Here is a 17,663-nt window from a genome sequence, read left to right as displayed (position 1 = left end):
ACACCGCCTGATGCAACGCCACCAACGACGACGAACACGCCGTGTCCACCGTCACCGCCGGACCCTCCAGCCCCAGCACATACGCCACCCGACCCGACACCACACTCGACGTCGTACCGGTCAGGCCGTAGCCCGCCGTCTCCCCCTCGGTCTCGTGCAGGCGCGGGCCGTAGTCGGTCGGCATCGCGCCGATGTAGACGCCGGTCTGGCTGCCGCGCAACGACGAGGGGTCGATCCCCGCCCGCTCCACCGCCTCCCACGACACCTCCAGCAACAACCGCTGCTGCGGATCCATCGCCAACGCCTCACGCGGAGAAATCCCAAAAAACTCCGCATCAAACTCCCCCACCCCATCCACAAACCCCCCCACACCAGACGCCGACACCTCCCCCAACGCCCCAAGGTCCCACCCACGATCCACCGGAAAACCCGACACCACATCCCGACCCGACACCACCACATCCCACAAACCCTCCGGAGACACCACCCCACCCGGAAAACGACACGCCATCCCCACGATCACCACCGGATCGGTGGAAGTGGAGGGTGTCGCGACGGCCGGGGCCGAGGGGGTGGCCGGGGCCGAGCCCAGGTGGGCGGTGAGGGCCGAGGGGGTGGGATGGTCGAAGACGGCGGTGCCCGGCACCGGCCGTCCGGTGGCGGCGGCGAGCCGGTCGCACAGTTCGACCGACATGGCGGAGTCGAAGCCGAGGTCCTTGAAGGTCCGGTCCATCTCCACGGCGTCGGCCGCGTAGTGACCCATGATCGCGGCCACCTGCGCGCGCACCACACCCGCGAGATCCCGTCCGGCGGGCGGCGTTTCCTCCCGTACCGGCTCGGAGGTGGTGTCGTGAGCGGCGCGGGACGGTCCCGGGCCGGTCCGCGTGTCCAGCCAGTAGGGGCGCCGCTCGAACGGGTACGTCGGCAGGTCCACCGCCCGCCCACCCGGGAAGATCGTTTCCCAGTCGACGGAGGCGCCCGCGACCTGCGCCTCGGCCAGCGAGGTCAGGAAGCGGTCCATGCCGCCCTCGTCGCGGCGGAGGGTGCCGACGACCGCGCCTCCGGCCCCGAGGGTGTCCCGGACGGCCCCGGTGAGCAGCGGGTGCGGGCTCACCTCGACGAAGAGGTCGTGGCCCTTGGCCTCCAGGGCGCGGACCGTCTCCTCGAAGCGGACCTGCCGCCGCAGGTTGAGGTACCAGTAGGAGGCGTCCAGCAGGCGGGTGTCCAGCGGCCCGGCCGTGACGGTGGAGTAGAACGCGACGCGCGACTCTCCCGGCCGGAGGTAGGACAGCTCGCCGAGCAGCCGTTCGCGTACCGCGTCGACGTGTTCGCAGTGCGAGGCGTAGTCGACCGCGACCCGGCGGGCTCTGACGCCGTCCGCCTCGCAGGCGGCCCGCAGCTCGTCGAGCGCGTCCAGGTCTCCGGAGACCACGACCGACGCGGGGCCGTTCACGGCGGCGACCGCGAGCCGCCCGGACGCGCGGGCCAGCCGTGCCCGGACCTCGTCGGCGGGCAGGGCCACCGACAGCATGCCTCCGCGCCCGGCGATCGCGGACATCGCCCGGCCGCGCAGCGCGACCAGGCGCGCGGCGTCGTCCAGTGACAGCGCGCCCGCCACGTACGCGGCGGCGACCTCGCCCTGGCTGTGGCCCACGACGGCGGCGGGCCGCACTCCGAGGGAGCGCCAGAGGGCGGCCAGCGAGACCATCTGGGCGAACAGCGCGGGCTGGACGACGTCGTCGCCCGTCAGGGGCTCACCGTCGGCCAGCCGGTCGATGAGGGAGAAGCCCAGGTGGGGGGCGAACGCCCGGGAGCAGTCGGCGAGCCGGTCCCGGAAGACGGGAGCGGTCTCCAGGAGCCGGGCCGCCATCCCGGTCCACTGCGAGCCCTGGCCGGGGAAGACGAACGCGATCCGTCCGGCGCCCGCCGTACCGGCTCGCTGGACGAGGCCGGGCGCGGGTCCGCCGCGCGCCAGCCCGGTCAGGGCACGTAGCAGCGTCTCGCGGTCCGGCGCGACGACCGCCGCACGGCGTTCGAAGGCGGTCCTGGTGGTGGCGAGCGAATGTCCGAGGTCGGCGAGGTCGAGTCCCGGGTCGCGCTCCAGCCTGTCCAGCAGCAGGCCCGCCTGTGCCCGGAGCCCTTCCTCACCGCGTGCCGAGACCGGCCAGACGCCGGGAAGGCCCCTGCGTACTACGGGCTCCGCACCGGTGGGGTCCATGGGGGATCCATCCGAAAGAGCGGCGGAGCGTGAGGAAGCCACGGAGCCCGGGTGCGGTTGCCGTCCTTCTGAACGATCGCCGTGTCGATCGGCTCCTGGGAAGACCGGGTGCGGGGCCTCGGCGAGGATGACGTGGCAGTTGGTACCGCCCATCCCGAAGGAGCTCACCCCGGCCACCCGAGGGCGGTCCGCGGCGGGCCACGGGCCGGTCTCGGTCTGCACCCGCAGGCGCAGCTCCTCAAGCGGGATGTCCGGATTGGGCGTCTCGAAGTGCAGGCTCGGCACCAGCTCGCCGTGGGCGACGCACAGCGCCGCCTTCACCAATCCGGCGATACCGGCCGCGCCTTCCAGGTGACCGATGTTCGTCTTCACCGAGCCGACCCGCAGCGGCGCCCCCGCTGCCTCCGGTGCCCCGGGCACCCCCGGTCCCCCCGCGAAGGCCGCGCCGAGGGCCCGTGCCTCGACCGGGTCGCCGACCGGGGTGCCGCTGCCGTGCAGCTCGACGTACTGGACCTCCTCGGGGCGCACCCCGGCGCGGGCGTGGGCGCGCCGGACGACCTCTTCCTGGGCCGCGGCCTCGGGTGTGGTGAGCGTACGGCCGCCGCCGTCGTTCCCGGTCGCGGTGGCGCGGATGACGCAGTGGATCCGGTCGCCGTCCGCGAGGGCCGAGGCCAGGGGTTTGAGCACGAGGACGGCGCCGCCCTCGCCGCGCACGTACCCGTCGGCGCGGGCGTCGAAGGTCGCGCACCGGCCCCGGGGGGACAGCCCGCCGAAGGCCGCGGAGACCTCGGCGCTGTCGGGGCCGACCATCAGGTTGACGCCCCCGGCCAGGGCGAGGTCGGACTCGCCGGACAGCAGGCTCTCGCAGGCCAGGTGCACGGCCACCAGTGACGACGACTGCGCCGTGTCGACGGTGAGGCTCGGGCCGCGCAGGCCGAGCGTGTAGGAGAGGCGGTTGGCGATGACGCCGCGGTGCAGCCCGGTCATGGCGTGGGGCGTGAGCGCGGACGCGTCCCGCCCTCCCGCGAGGGCCGCGTAGTCGTCCCAGATCGCGCCCGCGAAGACTCCCGTACGGCTGCCGCGCAGGCTCGACGGTACGATCCTGGCCTCCTCCAGCGCCTCCCACCCGAGTTCGAGCATCAGCCGCTGCCGCGGGTCCATGAAAGCCGCCTCCCTCGGCGAGACGCCGAAGAAGGCCGGGTCGAAGTGGTCGATCCGCTCGATGAACCCGCCGCGCGGGCCGGTTTGACCGGGGCGGTCGTCGGGCGGCCCGGTGACGGCGTCCACACCGTCCCTGAGGAGGGTCCAGAACTCCGCGGGACTCCCGGCCCTGGGGAACCGGCAGGACAGTCCGATGATCGCGATGGTGTCGTGGCCGCTACGCGCGCCGGGATCGCTCATTCGTACACCTCACCCCCGTGAGAACACTCGCCCCCGTGGCGGGTCAGGCCCCGCCGTCCCGCCTGAACGCGGCGTCATGCCACGTCAGCGGCGTAAATCACCAAGGCCCCCTTTAGCGAAAGATGATCTACAACACGAATAGTACGTCGCCGGATGACCGAGTACGTGTCCGTCCTGTTACTTGTTTTGGGGCGACATGACTTGCCATTCGATGCGGTGATCGCGGGGGGTCCGGCCTCACACTCCCGCTCCGATGTGGCCGATGGTCAGCACGGGTCCCGGAGTTGACTGGAAGGTTGACAGAGGGGCGGGGCGGCACCGGTTACGCGGGGAGCGAACGCATATGTATTGACACACCGAATTACCCAGAGGTCCACGTTGGGCCATTTACGGTGCCATCTGTCATCATGAATGGTCAATCTAGTCAAATATCATGAAAGACATAAAAAAGAGCATTACGGCCATTGAAATGGACAACCAACCCGTCAGGTCGGAGTACGGGACATCACCCGCACCGGAACCCCACGGGCCGTCGATCCAAGGAGAGGACCGCATCCCCCACGGGCGATCGGTCAGGTGACCGGCGGCGTGACGTGGTGGAGGAAGGCCTCGGCGATGGTCCTGAGCCGGTCGGTGCGCCACAGCACGGCGTAGTCGAACGTGACGTCGCCCTCCACGGGGACGCAGACCAGGCCGGGGCGCGGGTAGAGGTCCGGCGTCTGGGCGCCGACGAGGGCGACGCCGTGGCCCGAGGTGACGTACGCGAGGATCTCCTGGAAGCCGGGCAGGGACGCGGTGTGGCGGCCGGGCACCGGCAGATGGTGGTCGATCCAGTAGCCGGGCAGGTCGTCGGCGAAGAAGACCCTCTCGCGTGCGATCTCGTCGTGGCCGACGTGGGTACGGCGCGCCAGCCGGTGGTCCGCGGGCACGGCAAGCATCACCTGCTCGGACAGCAGCACCGGCCCGATGGTGAGGTCCGGCTCCCGGGCCGGCAGGGGCAGCACCGACAGGTCGACCTCCGCCCGGCGAAGCGGGCCGAAGAGGTCGGCGAGCGCGGTCTCGCGGATGGCCACCCTGCGGCCGGGCACGCGGCGGCGGAAGCCGTCGATGAACGGCAGGAGGACCTGGGCCACCGCGGCCGACATGTAGCCCACGTCCAGCGTGCCGGTGATGCCGTGACCCGTCGCGGTCGCCCGCGCGATCGCGGCCTCGACCTGCGCGTACGCGGGCCGCAGGTCGTCCAGGAGCTGCCTGCCGAGGGAGGTCAGCTCGACCCGGCGGGTGGTGCGGTGGAACAGCGGCGCGCCGAACCGGCGCTCCAGCTTGGCGACGGTCTGGCTGATCGTCGCGGCCGAGACGTGGAGGCGCTCGGCCGTACGCGCGAAGTGCAGCTCCTCGGCGAGCAGAAGGAACACCTCGATGTCCTGACGCTCCACCGCTTCCTCATTCTTCAGTAGGTACGAACAATTGTTCCAGATTCCGTGATTGATGAGACCCTGCGATGACCGCGAGGATGTGGCGGCACACCGACGATCACGGGAGGAACGATGGCGGACAGACCGGCACCCACGGGCGGGCACGGGACCGCACCGATCGAGGATCTCACCGCCGGGCACCTCGCCCACCGGGTCCACGGCCGGTGACCGGCATGTGGGAGATGGTCCCCCGGCTGCTCGGCGAGAGCCGCTACCTCGTGCTCGCCACCGCCGACCTCCAGGGGCGGCCGTGGGCCACCCCCGTCTTCTTCGCCACCCGCGACGAGGACCGGCTCTTCTGGGTGTCGGCACCGGACAGCAGGCATTCCCGCAACCTCGCCGAACGCCCGGACGTGGCCATCACGGTCTTCGACTCCCACGCGCCGGTAGGCGGCGCCGAGGCGCTCTATCTTGAGGCGACCGCCGGTCCCGCCGACGATCCCGTCGCGGCCCTGGCGGCGCTCAACGCCCGCCTCCCCGCGGGCAAGGAGCTCACCGGCGACGACCTCGCGCCGTCCGGCCCCATGCTGGCCTACAGCGCCGACGTACGAAGGCACTTCGTCCTGGTCCGGGGCGGGGATTCGCGCTTCGACAACGTCACCGACGCGCGGCTCCGCGTCACACGCCCCCAATAGGGGCCGCGATCCTCCCGCGCGGATCGCTCGATCGTGAAATCCATCCTCTGCACAGGAAAGAAGGCACACCGTGGGTAAGCTCGTCTACTCCATGATCACGTCACTCGACGGCCACACGAGCGACAGGGACGGCGACTTCGACTGGGGCCGCCCCGACGAGGAGTCGCACAAGTTCATCAGCGAGCACGGACGATCGATCGGCACGTACCTGTACGGCCGCCGGATGTACGACACGATGTCCTACTGGGAGACCGTGCGCGCGATGCCCGGTCTGGAGCCGTTCATCCTGGACTGGGCCCAGGTCTGGCAGGCCGCCGACAAGATCGTCTACTCCACGACGCTGCGCGAGGTGACCGGCGAACGGACCCGGCTCGAGCGGACGTTCGACCCGGAGGCGGTACGGCGGCTGAAGGCCGAGACCGACCTCGACATCGCCGTCGCCGGGCCGCACCTGGCGGCGCGGGCGGTCCGGGCCGGGCTGGTCGACGAGTACCACCTCTTCGTCAAACCGGTGATCGTCGGCGGCGGCACCCCGTTCTTCCCCGACGATGCGCGCGTCGATTTGGAACTGCTGGACGAGCGGCGCTTCGGTGACGGCATGGTCTATCTGCGGTACGGCACGCGGGGGTGAGTCGCCCGCGCCGTGCAGGTCCGGGCCCTGGCCCGCCTGCCGCGTGCAAACCCTTCCGCTGAAGGACGCGTCTCACTCATATGGGAATGTTGTCTCGCGGCACCGCCGTGGCCGTCGCCTTCTTCGTCGCCGCCGGACCGGCCGCAGCCGACGCCGAAGCACCGGCCGGCCGGTGGAGCGTCGTCCACGACCAGCGCCGTGACTCCTACGACGCGGTGACGGTGACGCCGGGCGGAGCGGTCTGGGTCGCCGGGACGAGGCGCGCCGAGCCGCTCCTGCTCAAGGGGCGCGGGTCCACCTTCAAGCGGGTCACCGGGCCGGGCTTCCGGGTGAAGCGGCTGGCGTCGGCGTCCGACACCAGGGTCTGGGCGTTCGGCGCGTCGCGGTACGCCCGGTGGGACGGCGAGCGCTGGCAGGTCAGGCCATGGCGCCACGGCCGGGTGGATCGGGCGTACTCCATCGGTGAGAACCTGTGGGTCGTCGAGAACTCGAACACCTTCCCCGCGGCCGGTGACGCCGGATGGAAGGCGCGGTCCACGCTGCGGCGCCTGGCCGGGTCGGTGTGGCGCAAGGTCAATACGCCGATCGTGGTCAAAGGACTCGACGGCAAGTGGGCGGCGGGCTCGGTGCGGGGCAGGGCGGCTCTGGCCCGCTGGACCGGCACGGCCTGGCGCGCGGTCGCGCTTCCCGCGATCCCGTCCGCACGCCCGGGCCAGATCTCGGAGCTGACGGACGTCGCGGTCGACGGCGAGACCGGCCGGGTGATGGCCGTCGGCTGGACCGCCTGGCCGTGCGGCGGCGCGAAGCGCTCCTTCTGCGGTGAGACGCTGCTGCTGTCGGGCTATCTGGGCGGCTTCAGCTTCGAGGTCCGTGGCGAACCGGGCATCCAGCCGCGCGCCCAGGCCGAGCCCGACGGCAGAGGCGGGGCCTGGGTCGTCCACGACGCCAGGGGCGGAGGCAGCGGGTTTCTCCACATCGGCACCGACGGTGTCGAGCCCGGCGCCTTTCCGGCCCCGCCGAACCAGAAAGCGTTCGTCCGTGACCTCGCGGTCCAGCCGGGGAGCGGTTTCGTCTGGGCGGTCGGCGCGACATCCTCCGGCCGCGACGGTTTGATCTGGACCCACAACCGCTGAACCACCCGCGGCGCCCCACCCCGTGCCCACCCACCGGGCCGGACGAGGGTCGGCGGAGTCCACAGAGATGGTGCACGAGTTTCCCCAGGCAGCAGGGGCATTGCACCGCGAAACAAGGACGCTCCGTAGCGGATCCGCCGAACACCTCCGGGCGCGTAGCACCTATCCCGGCGGCAACTCTGACCGCCCCACCCACCTCCGGAATCACGACGCCGCCATACGCCGATAAGCGGACATCGCCGGACAACAACCCGACCGGATTCACGTCGCTGTTGACACATCAAATGAACGTTCTTTTAATTGACCCATGGGACGTATCGCGGGCGTCACCGCCGCCGAGACTCGTGAGCGGTTGCTGCGGGCGGCGGCCGAGGCCTTCGCGCGGCGTGGCTACGACGGCACCCGTGTGGCCGACATCGCCACGGCCGCGGGGGTGAGCAACGGCGCCCTGTACGCGCATTTCGCCTCGAAGGCCGAGTTGCTGGTGGCCGCGCTGCGCGCGCACGGGCCGCTGCTGCTGGCGAAGCTGCTCGCCGCCGACCCTGACCGGCCGATCACGGAGCTACTGGCCGTCGTCGGCCGGGGGCTCCCCCGCCGACGGCGCGACGCCCACGGCCATCTCATCATCGAGGCGCTCGTGGCCGCCCGCCGCGACGAGGACGTCGCCGGGCCGATGCGCGACTACATCGGCGAGCGCGCCGACTGGCTCGCCGGGCTCGTCCGCGCCGCCCAGAACGACGGCGAGCTGGACGGCGCGCTGTCGCCGGACGCGCTGTCGCATTTCTGCCTGCTGCTCGCGATGGGCAGCACGCTCGTCACATCCGACCTGCACACGGTCGACGACGAGGAGTGGGCCGCGTTGCTCACCCGCGTCGTCGCCGCCCTGGCCCCCGCCGACACCGCGCCACAAGCCTCACCCCCCGCCAGCACCGCGGCACAGGCCCCGGTCCCCGCCGACAACGCGGCACAAGCCTCACCCCCCGCCAGCACCGCGGCACAGGTCCCGATCCCCGCCGGAACCGCGACACAGGCCCCGGCCCCCGCCGACAGCGCGCCACAAGCCTCACCCCCCGCCGGAACCGTGGCACAGGCCCCGGTTCCCGCCGACATCACAGCGCAGAGGGGAGCGCCACAGTGAAAGTAAAGATCAACTCTGAGGGATGCCAGGGACACGGTCGCTGCTACGTCCTCGCTCCCGCCCTGTTCGGTGAGGACGACGAGGGCTACGGGCAGGTCGTCGGCGACGGCGTCGTACCACCGGACGAGGAGCGGGCGGCACGCCTGGCCGTGGCGAACTGTCCGGAAAGAACAATCGAGATCCTCTAGGAGGCGCGGCATGACCGTCGACGACCGCTTCAACAAACAGGTGTTCGAGGAGAGTCTGCAAAACCGTCCTGACGGCGTACGCAACGAGGTCGTCACCGGACCGGTCTCGGACTGGGCGACCGACTTCTCCCACACCGAGCCGGAGTGGGCGGCCGACCCGTACCCGATCCAGGACGATCTGCGGCGGCGCTGCCCGATCGCGCACACCGACCGGTTCGGCGGCGCCTGGCTGCCGACCCGCTACGAGGACGTCGCGGCCATCGCCTACGACACCGAGCGCTTCTCCTCCCGGTCGATCATCGTGAGCAACTTCCGGCCGCCGCCCGAGGTGGCGCCGGTGGGCGGCACGCCGCCGATCTCCTCCGACCCGCCCTTCCACCACGACGCCCGCAAGCTGCTGCTGCCGATGTTCACCAAGACGGTGGTCGCCCGGCAGGAGCAGGCGACGCGAGCGTTCTGCCACTCGCTCATCGACGCGCTGGAGGGGCAGGACGTCGTCGACGCCGCCCGCGACTACGCCCAGCACATCCCGGCGCGCGTCATCGCCGACATGCTGGGCTTCCCGCCCGAGGACGGGCCGCGGTTCCGCGAGTTCGTCGAGAACGCGCTGGAGGGCGTCAACCTGCCGCCGGAGGAGCGCATCCCCCGGATGGAGAAGCTGTTCAGCTACCTGCTGGCGCAGATCCGCGACCACGTCGACAACCCGCGCGACGACCTCACGACCTACCTCGTCAACGCGGAGCTGTACGGCAGGAAGCTGGAGTCGCTCCACGTGGCGGGCACGATGGCGCTGCTGCTCATCGCGGGCATCGACACGACGTGGAGCGCGATCGGCGCGTCGCTGTGGCACCTGGCCAAGACACCGGCCGACCGCGAGCGCCTGGTCGCGGAACCCGGCCTGCTGCCGACCGCGATGGAGGAGTTCCTGCGCGCCTACGCGCCGGTCACGATGGCGCGACTGGTCAAGGAGGACATGCACTGGAACGGCGTCGACATGAAGGCCGACGACTGGATCCTGCTGTCGTTCCCTGCGGCCAACCGCGACGGGGCCCAGTTCGAGCGGGCGGACGAGGTCGTCATCGACCGCGAGGTCAACCGGCACGCCGCGTTCGGCCTGGGCATCCACCGTTGCGCGGGCTCGCACCTGGCCCGTATGGAACTGCGGGTCGCCCTTGAGGTCTGGCTGGAGCGGTTCCCCGACTTCGGTCTCGACGACCCCTCGGCGGTGACCTGGGCGACGGGCCAGGTCCGCGGGCCCCGCACGCTCCCGCTCCGCGTCAACCGGCCGTGATCGGCCGAAGGTGTTGTTTCGCGCTCTCCGTCTGGGCTAGACAGGTCCCATGACAGAGACGTCAGCGGCCGGACACCCTCTTCCGCGGATCACCGACCGGCGGACCTGGCAGGAGAGGATCGACGAGCTCCGGGTCAGGGAGAAGGCCCACACCAGGGCCGGGGACGCGCTGGCCGCCGAGCGCCGCCGGCTGCCGATGGTCGAGGTCGATCCGCGGACCCCGCTGATCGGAGCCGACGGCCCGGTGCCGCTGGCCGACGTCTTCGGCGGCCGGTCCCAGTTGATCGCCTACTTCCAGATGTGGCACACCGGCAGCCCCGCGGCGGAGCAGTGCGAGGGCTGCACCTTCTCCACGGCCCACATCAACGAGCTGTCCTACCTGCACTCGCGGGACGTGAGTTACGCGACCTTCTGTCAGGGGCCGTACGAGGAGAGCTCACGCTACCGCGACTTCATGGGCTGGACGGTTCCTTGGTACTCGGTGCCGGAGGGCTCCGTGGACCGGCTGGTCGCGGACCGGCACTTCGGCATGCTGGCCGCCTATCTCCGCGACGGCGACCAGGTCTACGAGACCTACTGGACCACCGGCCGTGGCAACGAGCCGATGGCGCCGTCGTACGGGCTGCTGGACCTGACCGTCCACGGGCGGCAGGAGTTCTGGGAGGACTCGCCGGAGGGCTGGCCTCGGCACTGGGATTCCAGGGGTGGCCAGTTCCGGCTGAACGGCCGCCCGACCGCCCAGTGGTCCCGGATCGAGGCCGGACGCGACGACGATCTGGGCACCTCGCCCGACGATCGTCACCGGCCGCACCACCACTGAGCGGGCGTCCCGGGAGACCCGGCGGGCGCGTGGCCGCCCGGGATCGTCCGGCCCGCGTGGCGTCCGGTCTTCGCGGCCGGAATCGGCGGCGGCCGAACTAAGGTGGTGACGTCCATGTCGCGCGACCGGTCGGCGACGCGGGATGACCTCCCCCCTCACGCTTCGAAAGAGGCCGAGGAGAGATCACATGTCCCGCAGCCACATCGCCGCCACGGGGGGCGTCCTGGCGATCACCGTGCTCGCCCTGACCGCCCTGCCGACCGTCGCCGTACGCTGGGCGGCGGGCGCCACCCCCGCCGTCGCCACGTCCCGGGCCGCGGGCACCGCGCCCACCCCGGCGGCCCTCCCCCCGGCCACCGCACCGCGGGCACCGCACGTCCCCGCCACGGTGAGCCCGCCGCGAGGCGTCATCGGGGCGCTCCAGCGCGACCTCGGCCTCACCAGGAAGCAGGTCGAGGCCCGGCTGCTCAACGAGACCCGGCTGGCACCGGTCGAGGCCCGGCTGCGCGAGGAGCTCGGCGACCGTTTCGGCGGCTCCTGGCTCACGGGAACCACCGCGCGGGCCCTCGTGGTCGCCACCACCAGCGCCGCCGACATTCCGAGGATCGTCTCCGCGGGCGCCAGGGCCGAGGTCGTCCCGGTGTCACTGGCGAGGCTCAGGGCGGTCAAGCGGAAACTCGGCGACACCCTGCCCGCCCGCCCGGCCGGCGGGCGCGTCCGCTACGTCGACGTACGGAGCAACAAGGTCGTCATCCTGTCCAGGCACGCCGTGGCGACCCAGAACGCCATCAGGTCCATGGAGGTGAACGACGACATGGTGGTCGTGGTGGCCTCCAAGGAGAACCCGCGTCCCCTGGGGCCCCGCTACGACCTGAGGGGGGGCGACGCCTACTACGTCAGCGCGGGCCGCTGTTCCGTCGGCTTCCCGGTGACCCGCGGGACACTCAGCGGGTTCGTCACCGCCGGCCACTGCGGCAAGCAGGGTGACACCACCACCGGCTTCAACCGGACGGCCCAGGGCGTCTTCCGGCACTCGACCTTCCCGGGCAGCGACTTCGCGTGGGTCTCGGTGAACGACGACTGGACCCCCACGGCGAAGGTGAGCGGCGGCCTCGCGGGAAAGGCCGGGACCGTGCCCGTCTCCGGTGCCGTGACGGCCATCGAGCGGGCCTCGGTCTGCAGGTCGGGCGCCGCGACCGGCTGGCACTGCGGCCTCATCCTGCAGCGCGACGTCAGTGCCGTGTACCCCACCGGCAAGGTCTTCGAGCTGACCCGTACCGACGTCTGCTCGGAGAAGGGCGACTCCGGCGGCGCCTTCATCTCGATCGACCAGGCCCAGGGGATCACCTCCGGCGGCTGGGGCGACTGCGCCACCGGGGGCGTCACCTACTTCCAGCCGATCCGCGAGATCCTCAGGACCTACCGCCTGACCCTGGTGACCGCCGCCCCGACCCCGACTCCCGCTCCGGCCCCCACCCCGACCCCGGCCCTGACCCCGACTCCGACCCCGGCCCTCGCCGAGCGGGGCCGGTAGCGGGGGTCGAAGTCGGAGTCAGCCCGCGAAGAGCAGGAACAGGCCCGCCACCGTGTAGGCCACCATCAGCACGAGAAGGGGGATCTGCCCGACGACGGCGGTCCGCCTCGGGAACAGGGCCAGCGCGCGGTCGTGGGCGAGCACGGTGCCGACCACGTGGCCGATGACGATGACCGTCACCTGGAGCATCGCGATCCCGGCGGGGGAGGTACCGGCCGCCTGGACGGTCCATCCCGCGGTGCCCAGCCAGTTGGCGCCGGTGTCCAGCGGGTCGGAGAGCAGGGCGAGGGTCCGCTGCCCTTCGAGGAGGAGGAGCGTGTAGTAGTGGGCGACCACGTACCCGACGGCGATCGGGACGACCGCGTGGGCGAGCTCACCCGCCGTCGTCCCCGGCTCAGCCGCCCCCCAGCGTCCGGCCAGCGCGGTCGCCCCCCGGTACGCCGCGAGCACCAGGCCGATGACGACGAGCAGGCCCGCCGTCCCCATCACCGGTGCCGGTACCGCGCTCTCCTGTACGAAACGCACCCAGACCGGGGCGTTGGAGAGGCTGTCGTACATGGTGGAGCCGAGGAGCACCACCACCAGCACCGTCAGCCCCGGCACCGGCCGCAGCCCGGCCATCCCGTCGAGCGAGTTGCGCCAGGTCACGACGCCGTCGGGGCGTCTCACCACCGGGGCGAGCCGGCCGACGAGGGTGCTGTAGACCTCGAACGCGTCCGCGTGGCCGAACCAGCGCGACCCGAAGAGGACCGCTCCCCCGAGCATGAACACGACGTACACGGCGAGCCAGGCCCCGATGACCGGCAGGGTGGCCCGTTCCGGGGCGACCAGTTCCAGCCAGACGAAGGCGAGCAGACCGCCCGCCGCGGGCCAGTAGCCGACCCCCTCCGGCAGCGGCCGCAGGCCGGTCTCTGGGTCGCGCCCGAGTCCCCGGCAGGCCAGCAGGTGCAGCGTGCGCAGCGGGTTGAGGACCGGCCACACCGGTCCGAACAGCAGTGAGAGCGGCACCAGGCCGACCCAGAACAGGACGTAGAACACCCCCGCGGTGGGGTTCTCGACCCGGTCGGGGCCGAAGAGCAGGCCCACGCAGAAGTACGCCGCGGCGACGAGCCCGGCTGCGCGCCAGAACCACGGCCACGCCCGCGCGGACACCGTCCTCTGGACCAGGGAGGCCAGCGGGCGGGGGTGGCGGAGGTCACCGCCCAGCCGGGGCTCGGTCCACAGGGCACCCAGCGCCACGAACGACACCAGCAGAGCGATGATCGCGCCGATCAGCGCCGCCTCGAAGGGGATCGGCAGGTCCTGGCGACCGCCGATGCCGTGAGCCAGGAGCATCACGCGGGCCTAGCGCACCACGAGCTGGAAGAGCTGCAGGTTCGAGTCGTGGGTCTCGACCTCGAACAGCCCGTCCCGGTCGGCGACGAACTCGATCGTCGCGGGGGTGCCGGGCCTCAGGTCCGCCGCCTTGTCGTAGCCGTGGACGTGCGCCACGTCGGCCGCGTCACCGGTCACCGTGATCCGTACCGTCTGGCCCTTGGTCACGTCGATCCGTCCAGGCGGGGGCGTCACCTGCCGTCCGGCGATGGTCACCGTGATCTCCTTGACCGTCGAGGCGCCGGGGGCCGCGCTGGGCGAGCCGCAGGCCGTGGCCATCAGCAGGGCCGCGCCGAGCATGAGCGCGGCGAGCAGCGGGCGGCAGCGGGCAAGGGGGGACGTCATGGCTGTTCTCCTGGAAGGGGGTGGGGGGTCAGGCCGGCGCGAGGGGTGGCGAGCCGGAATCCGGAATGGGGACGGGGACGGGGACGGGGAGGACGGGGAATCGGTGCGGGGCCGGTGGTGCGGGCGGAGCCGGAGCGCGGGCGGCGGGTCAGCGTCGCCTGGCGGTCTTGGCGGCCTTGGCCGTACCGGTGTTCCGTGGCTTGCGCGACGCGGTCGCGGGCCGGCCTCGGGGCGTTCTCGCGGGCGGCCCGGTGGGGCGCCTGCGGACCTCCGCGCCACGGGGTGACGGCCGCCGTGCCGCCCGGAACACCATGAACCCCACTCCGGCGACGAGGACGGCGGGCAGCAGCCACACCGACAGGTCGAAGCCCGAGCCGGCCTGGGGCGCGTTCGACGCCGCGGCCTGGGGCGTGGTCTGCGGGGTGGCCTGGGGGACGACGGGCCCGGCCGCTCCGGCCGACGGGGTGGCGGCGCCGGGCTCGGCCGGGGCGAGCAGCGCGGGGTCGGGCTCGTTCGTGGGAGCCTTCCAGCCCTTGGGCGCCTTCGTCATCCGGCCCTCGTAGGTGAACTTGACCTCTCCGGTCACCTTCTCACCGTCCGAGGCGACCGACACGTAGCGGGCGACGTACAGGCCCTGCTCAGGCCAGTAGGCGACCGGGACGGTCGCCGGGAACCCGGTGTGGTACAGCTTCGGCTGCCACTTGCCGTCCAGGAGGTTGTACTCCGTCACCGGCTCGTCGAGGCGCTTGGGCTCCCCGTGCGACCAGGGCTGGTCGACGCGGGCACCGCTGGGGGTGGTGACGGTGAAGTACGCGTTCGGGGCGGGCTTCTCGGTGAAGTAGAGCGCGAGCGACTCCATCGGCTCTTTCACCGTGCTGTCCTTGGCCGGTGTCGACATCGCGAGCTGGCCGTGCGCGGACGCGGGCGTCGCGAAGGCGGTCAGCGCGACGCCGGCGACAACGGCCAGTACGAGCAACTGGCCCAACCAGCGCGCCATCGCCACCTCTGCTCTCCACCGGAAGGCCCACTGGCCATGGGAACGGCGGGCGATTCCAACCGCTCATGGTCAATTCCCGTCGAGAGTAGCCGCTTTTGTCCCATATGAACAGAACTGTGGCCCGTATCCAACCGAAGAGCGCCAGAGATTGTGAGCCACGCCGCCCCGCACCCGTCCCGTATCCGCTCCGGGAGGCACGACGGCTCCCCACGACCCCGCGACCGGGCTTTGAGAGCGCTCTCAGGCTTTTTCCGACTCGGGTGTTGACCAAACTTAACCTTCGCGTAACAGTGAGACCAATCGGTCTTTACGCTGCAGCGACGTTCGGCCGTCCTTCTCGTTCGCCCTGTGAGAGGTCCCGAATGAGCAACCCCCCAGGAAGAAAGCGCTCTCTCGGATGGATCTCGGTCATCGCCGCCGCCCTGGTGCCGACGCTGATCGCGATCGCCGCCCATGCCTCCGTGCCACCGACGCCCTCCGGGTGGTCCCTGGTCTGGAGCGACGACTTCAACGGCGGCGCCGGGTCACTGCCCTCCTCCGCCAACTGGATCGTCGACACCGGTCACGCCTACCCGGGCGGCCCCGCCAACTGGGGCACCGGTGAGGTCCAGCGCTACACCAACAGCCCCGCCAACCTGAGCCTCGACGGCGGCGGGAACCTGCGCATCACCCCGATCAAGAGCGGGAGCGAGTGGACGTCGGCCCGCGTCGAGACCCGCCGCGCGGACTTCAAGCCCGCCGCAGGACGCGTGCTGCGTATCGAGAGCCGCCTGCAGATGCCCAACGTCACCGGCAGCGCGGCCCTGGGCTACTGGCCCGCCTTCTGGGCGCTGGGAGCGCCGTACCGGGGCAACTACTGGAACTGGCCCGGCATCGGCGAGTTCGACATCATGGAGAACGTCAACGGCGTCAACTCCGTCTGGGGCGTGCTCCACTGCGGCGTGAGCCCCGGCGGGCCCTGCAACGAGACCACCGGCATCGGCACCAGCAGGACCTGTCCCGGCGCCTCCTGCCAGTCGGCGTTCCACACCTACCGCTTCGAGTGGGACCGCGCCGTCACCCCGAACCAGTTGCGCTGGTACGTCGACGGGCAGCAGTTCCACAGCGTGAGCCAGTCGCAGTTCGACGCCGGGACCTGGAACGCCATGACCGGCCACCAGGGCTACTTCCTGCTGCTCAACGTGGCCATGGGCGGGGCCTTCCCCAACGCGCTGGCCGGGCCGACCCCGACCGCCGCCACGGTCTCGGGACGCCCGATGCTCGTCGACTACGTGGCCGTCTGGCAGAGCGGCTCCGGCCCCGGCCCCAGCCCGACGATCACGCCTCCCCCGGGCGGGGTGGACGCCCGCTCGACCATCCAGGCCGAGCGCCACCAGGCGCAGTCGGGTACGTCGCTGGAGACCACCACCGACACCGGCGGCGGGCAGAACGTCGCGCAGATCGGCAACGGCGACTGGCTGCGCTTCGACGGCGTGAACTTCGGCACCTCGGCGGCCGGGCAGTTCAACGCCCGCGTCGCGTCCGGGGCGGCCGGAGGGGTCAGCGGGCTGGTCCAGGTGCGCCTGGACAGCCCGACGGCCACCCCGATCGGCGACTTCGCCCTCGGCAACACCGGGGGCTGGCAGAGCTGGCGCACGGTCCCGGCCAACGTCGGCGCGGTGACCGGGACCCACACGGTCTACATCACCTTCAGCAGCGGTCAGCCCGCCGACTTCGTCAACCTCAACTGGTTCTCCTTCAGCGGCTGAACCCCGGCCGCCGGACCCACCGCGGCTTGCGCGCCCCCGGGGACGCGCAAGCCGCACCGCTCCGTACCGTGACCCGCCCCGGCCTACCGGGGCCCACCGTGCACACTGCGCACGCCGCGACCCGGCCCGCCGGGAAGAAACCGTCCCGTCTCGGTCCACGTACGCAGCGGCCCGGCCCGCCGGGGAGAGACCGGCCGGGCTCAGTCGTCGACCCAGCCGTGGGACCGGGCGAACGCCAGGAAATGCTGCCTGACCTGACCGATCTGCGCGCCCGTCAGCGTGGGCGCGTGCTCGATGAGCAGCTCGGTCACCGCGCCGCTGAAGGACTTCGCCGACAACACGTCACACACGCCGTCGTCGTCACCGTCGCCGAGCTGCGGCGAGGAGACGGGGAGCGGGTGTGCCACGGCCGCGACCGGCCGCCGGGCGGGCGGCGGGTCCAGAAGGCTGACGGTCGAGACCTTCAGGCCGCGCTCGCCCTCCATGACCTCGTACTCCACCCGCAGACCGGGCTGGACGACGTGCCTGCTCTCGCCGAAGTCGTTGGCGTGGAAGAACACATCCTCGCCCCCGCCGACGGCGGCGATGAAACCGTACCCGCGTACCTCGTCAAAACGAAGGATCGTACCGACTGCCACCACAACACCACCTACACAGAGAATCGCACCGCTTCGAGCTCACCTTCCGGAACTGTCCGGCCGGTGAGTCCGGCCTGCCTGTCACGCCGGACGACCC

At 71.8% G+C, this 17,663-nt stretch carries 15 protein-coding genes; 9 read left to right on the top strand and 6 right to left on the bottom strand.

All coding sequences use genetic code 11. The annotated features are described in order from the left end of the window. Positions 1–3,619, bottom strand: a 3,619-nt coding sequence (locus ACW9TB_RS34425; RefSeq protein ID WP_472752291.1) for a type I polyketide synthase, incomplete at its 3' end; no start/stop codon positions are given. 572 nt (positions 3,620–4,191) lie between these two features. Next, positions 4,192–5,055, bottom strand: coding sequence for a LysR family transcriptional regulator (locus ACW9TB_RS34420; RefSeq protein ID WP_472752290.1), 864 nt, complete (start codon positions 5,053–5,055; stop codon positions 4,192–4,194). Between the two features lie 212 nt (positions 5,056–5,267). Here ACW9TB_RS34420 and ACW9TB_RS34415 point away from each other — a divergent pair, with 212 nt between their 5' ends. The 8 genes from ACW9TB_RS34415 (at position 5,268) to ACW9TB_RS34380 (ending at position 12,464) form a co-directional block, all read left to right on the top strand. Next, a complete protein-coding gene (locus tag ACW9TB_RS34415; RefSeq protein WP_472752289.1) occupies positions 5,268–5,729 on the top strand; it encodes a pyridoxamine 5'-phosphate oxidase family protein in 462 nt (153 codons plus the stop codon). 70 nt (positions 5,730–5,799) lie between these two features. Then, the gene (locus ACW9TB_RS34410) at positions 5,800–6,360 is read left to right on the top strand and encodes a dihydrofolate reductase family protein (protein WP_472752288.1); all 561 of its coding nucleotides are present in this window, start codon (positions 5,800–5,802) and stop codon (positions 6,358–6,360) included. Between the two features lie 80 nt (positions 6,361–6,440). Beyond that, positions 6,441–7,493 (top strand): hypothetical protein, encoded by a 1,053-nt coding sequence (locus ACW9TB_RS34405; protein WP_472752287.1) that lies wholly within the window; start codon positions 6,441–6,443, stop codon positions 7,491–7,493. 307 nt (positions 7,494–7,800) lie between these two features. Continuing rightward, the gene (locus tag ACW9TB_RS34400) at positions 7,801–8,631 is read left to right on the top strand and encodes a TetR/AcrR family transcriptional regulator (RefSeq protein ID WP_472752286.1); all 831 of its coding nucleotides are present in this window, start codon (positions 7,801–7,803) and stop codon (positions 8,629–8,631) included. Next, complete coding sequence (locus ACW9TB_RS34395; protein WP_472752285.1) at positions 8,628–8,819, top strand: ferredoxin; 192 nt, start codon at positions 8,628–8,630, stop codon at positions 8,817–8,819. Before ACW9TB_RS34400 ends, ACW9TB_RS34395 begins: the two co-directional genes overlap by 4 nt. 10 nt (positions 8,820–8,829) lie before the next feature. Further along, positions 8,830–10,110 (top strand): cytochrome P450, encoded by a 1,281-nt coding sequence (locus tag ACW9TB_RS34390; RefSeq protein WP_472752284.1) that lies wholly within the window; start codon positions 8,830–8,832, stop codon positions 10,108–10,110. 49 nt (positions 10,111–10,159) lie between these two features. Continuing rightward, entirely contained in the window at positions 10,160–10,930 is a 771-nt protein-coding gene (locus tag ACW9TB_RS34385) for a DUF899 family protein (RefSeq protein ID WP_472752283.1), read from the top strand. 187 nt (positions 10,931–11,117) lie between these two features. Further along, positions 11,118–12,464, top strand: coding sequence for a S1 family peptidase (locus tag ACW9TB_RS34380; protein ID WP_472752282.1), 1,347 nt, complete (start codon positions 11,118–11,120; stop codon positions 12,462–12,464). 18 nt (positions 12,465–12,482) lie between these two features. On the opposite strand, the gene ACW9TB_RS34375 is transcribed toward ACW9TB_RS34380, so the two are convergent. The 3 genes from ACW9TB_RS34375 to ACW9TB_RS34365 form a co-directional block, all read right to left on the bottom strand. After that, on the bottom strand, positions 12,483–13,799 hold the full coding sequence (locus ACW9TB_RS34375; RefSeq protein WP_472752281.1) for a hypothetical protein: 1,317 nt from the start codon (positions 13,797–13,799) through the stop codon (positions 12,483–12,485). 9 nt (positions 13,800–13,808) lie between these two features. Further along, on the bottom strand, positions 13,809–14,183 hold the full coding sequence (locus tag ACW9TB_RS34370; protein WP_472752280.1) for a cupredoxin domain-containing protein: 375 nt from the start codon (positions 14,181–14,183) through the stop codon (positions 13,809–13,811). 148 nt (positions 14,184–14,331) lie between these two features. Further along, positions 14,332–15,180: a copper resistance CopC family protein gene (locus ACW9TB_RS34365; protein WP_472752279.1), complete on the bottom strand. Its 849-nt coding sequence runs from the start codon at positions 15,178–15,180 to the stop codon at positions 14,332–14,334. 362 nt (positions 15,181–15,542) lie between these two features. On the opposite strand from ACW9TB_RS34365, the gene ACW9TB_RS34360 reads away from it, so the two are divergent. After that, positions 15,543–16,928 carry a glycoside hydrolase family 16 protein gene (locus tag ACW9TB_RS34360; protein WP_472752278.1) on the top strand — a complete coding sequence of 462 codons (1,386 nt, stop codon included), beginning with the start codon at positions 15,543–15,545 and terminating at the stop codon, positions 16,926–16,928. Positions 16,929–17,128: 200 nt separating this feature from the next. On the opposite strand, the gene ACW9TB_RS34355 is transcribed toward ACW9TB_RS34360, so the two are convergent. After that, a complete protein-coding gene (locus tag ACW9TB_RS34355; protein WP_472752277.1) occupies positions 17,129–17,566 on the bottom strand; it encodes a cold-shock protein in 438 nt (145 codons plus the stop codon). Positions 17,567–17,663: the final 97 nt, after the last annotated feature.

The sequence above is a fragment of the Streptosporangium sp. H13245 genome (assembly GCF_055690525.1).
Note: the sequence above shows the minus strand (reverse complement) of the source record. Positions and strands in the feature narration are given on the sequence as shown.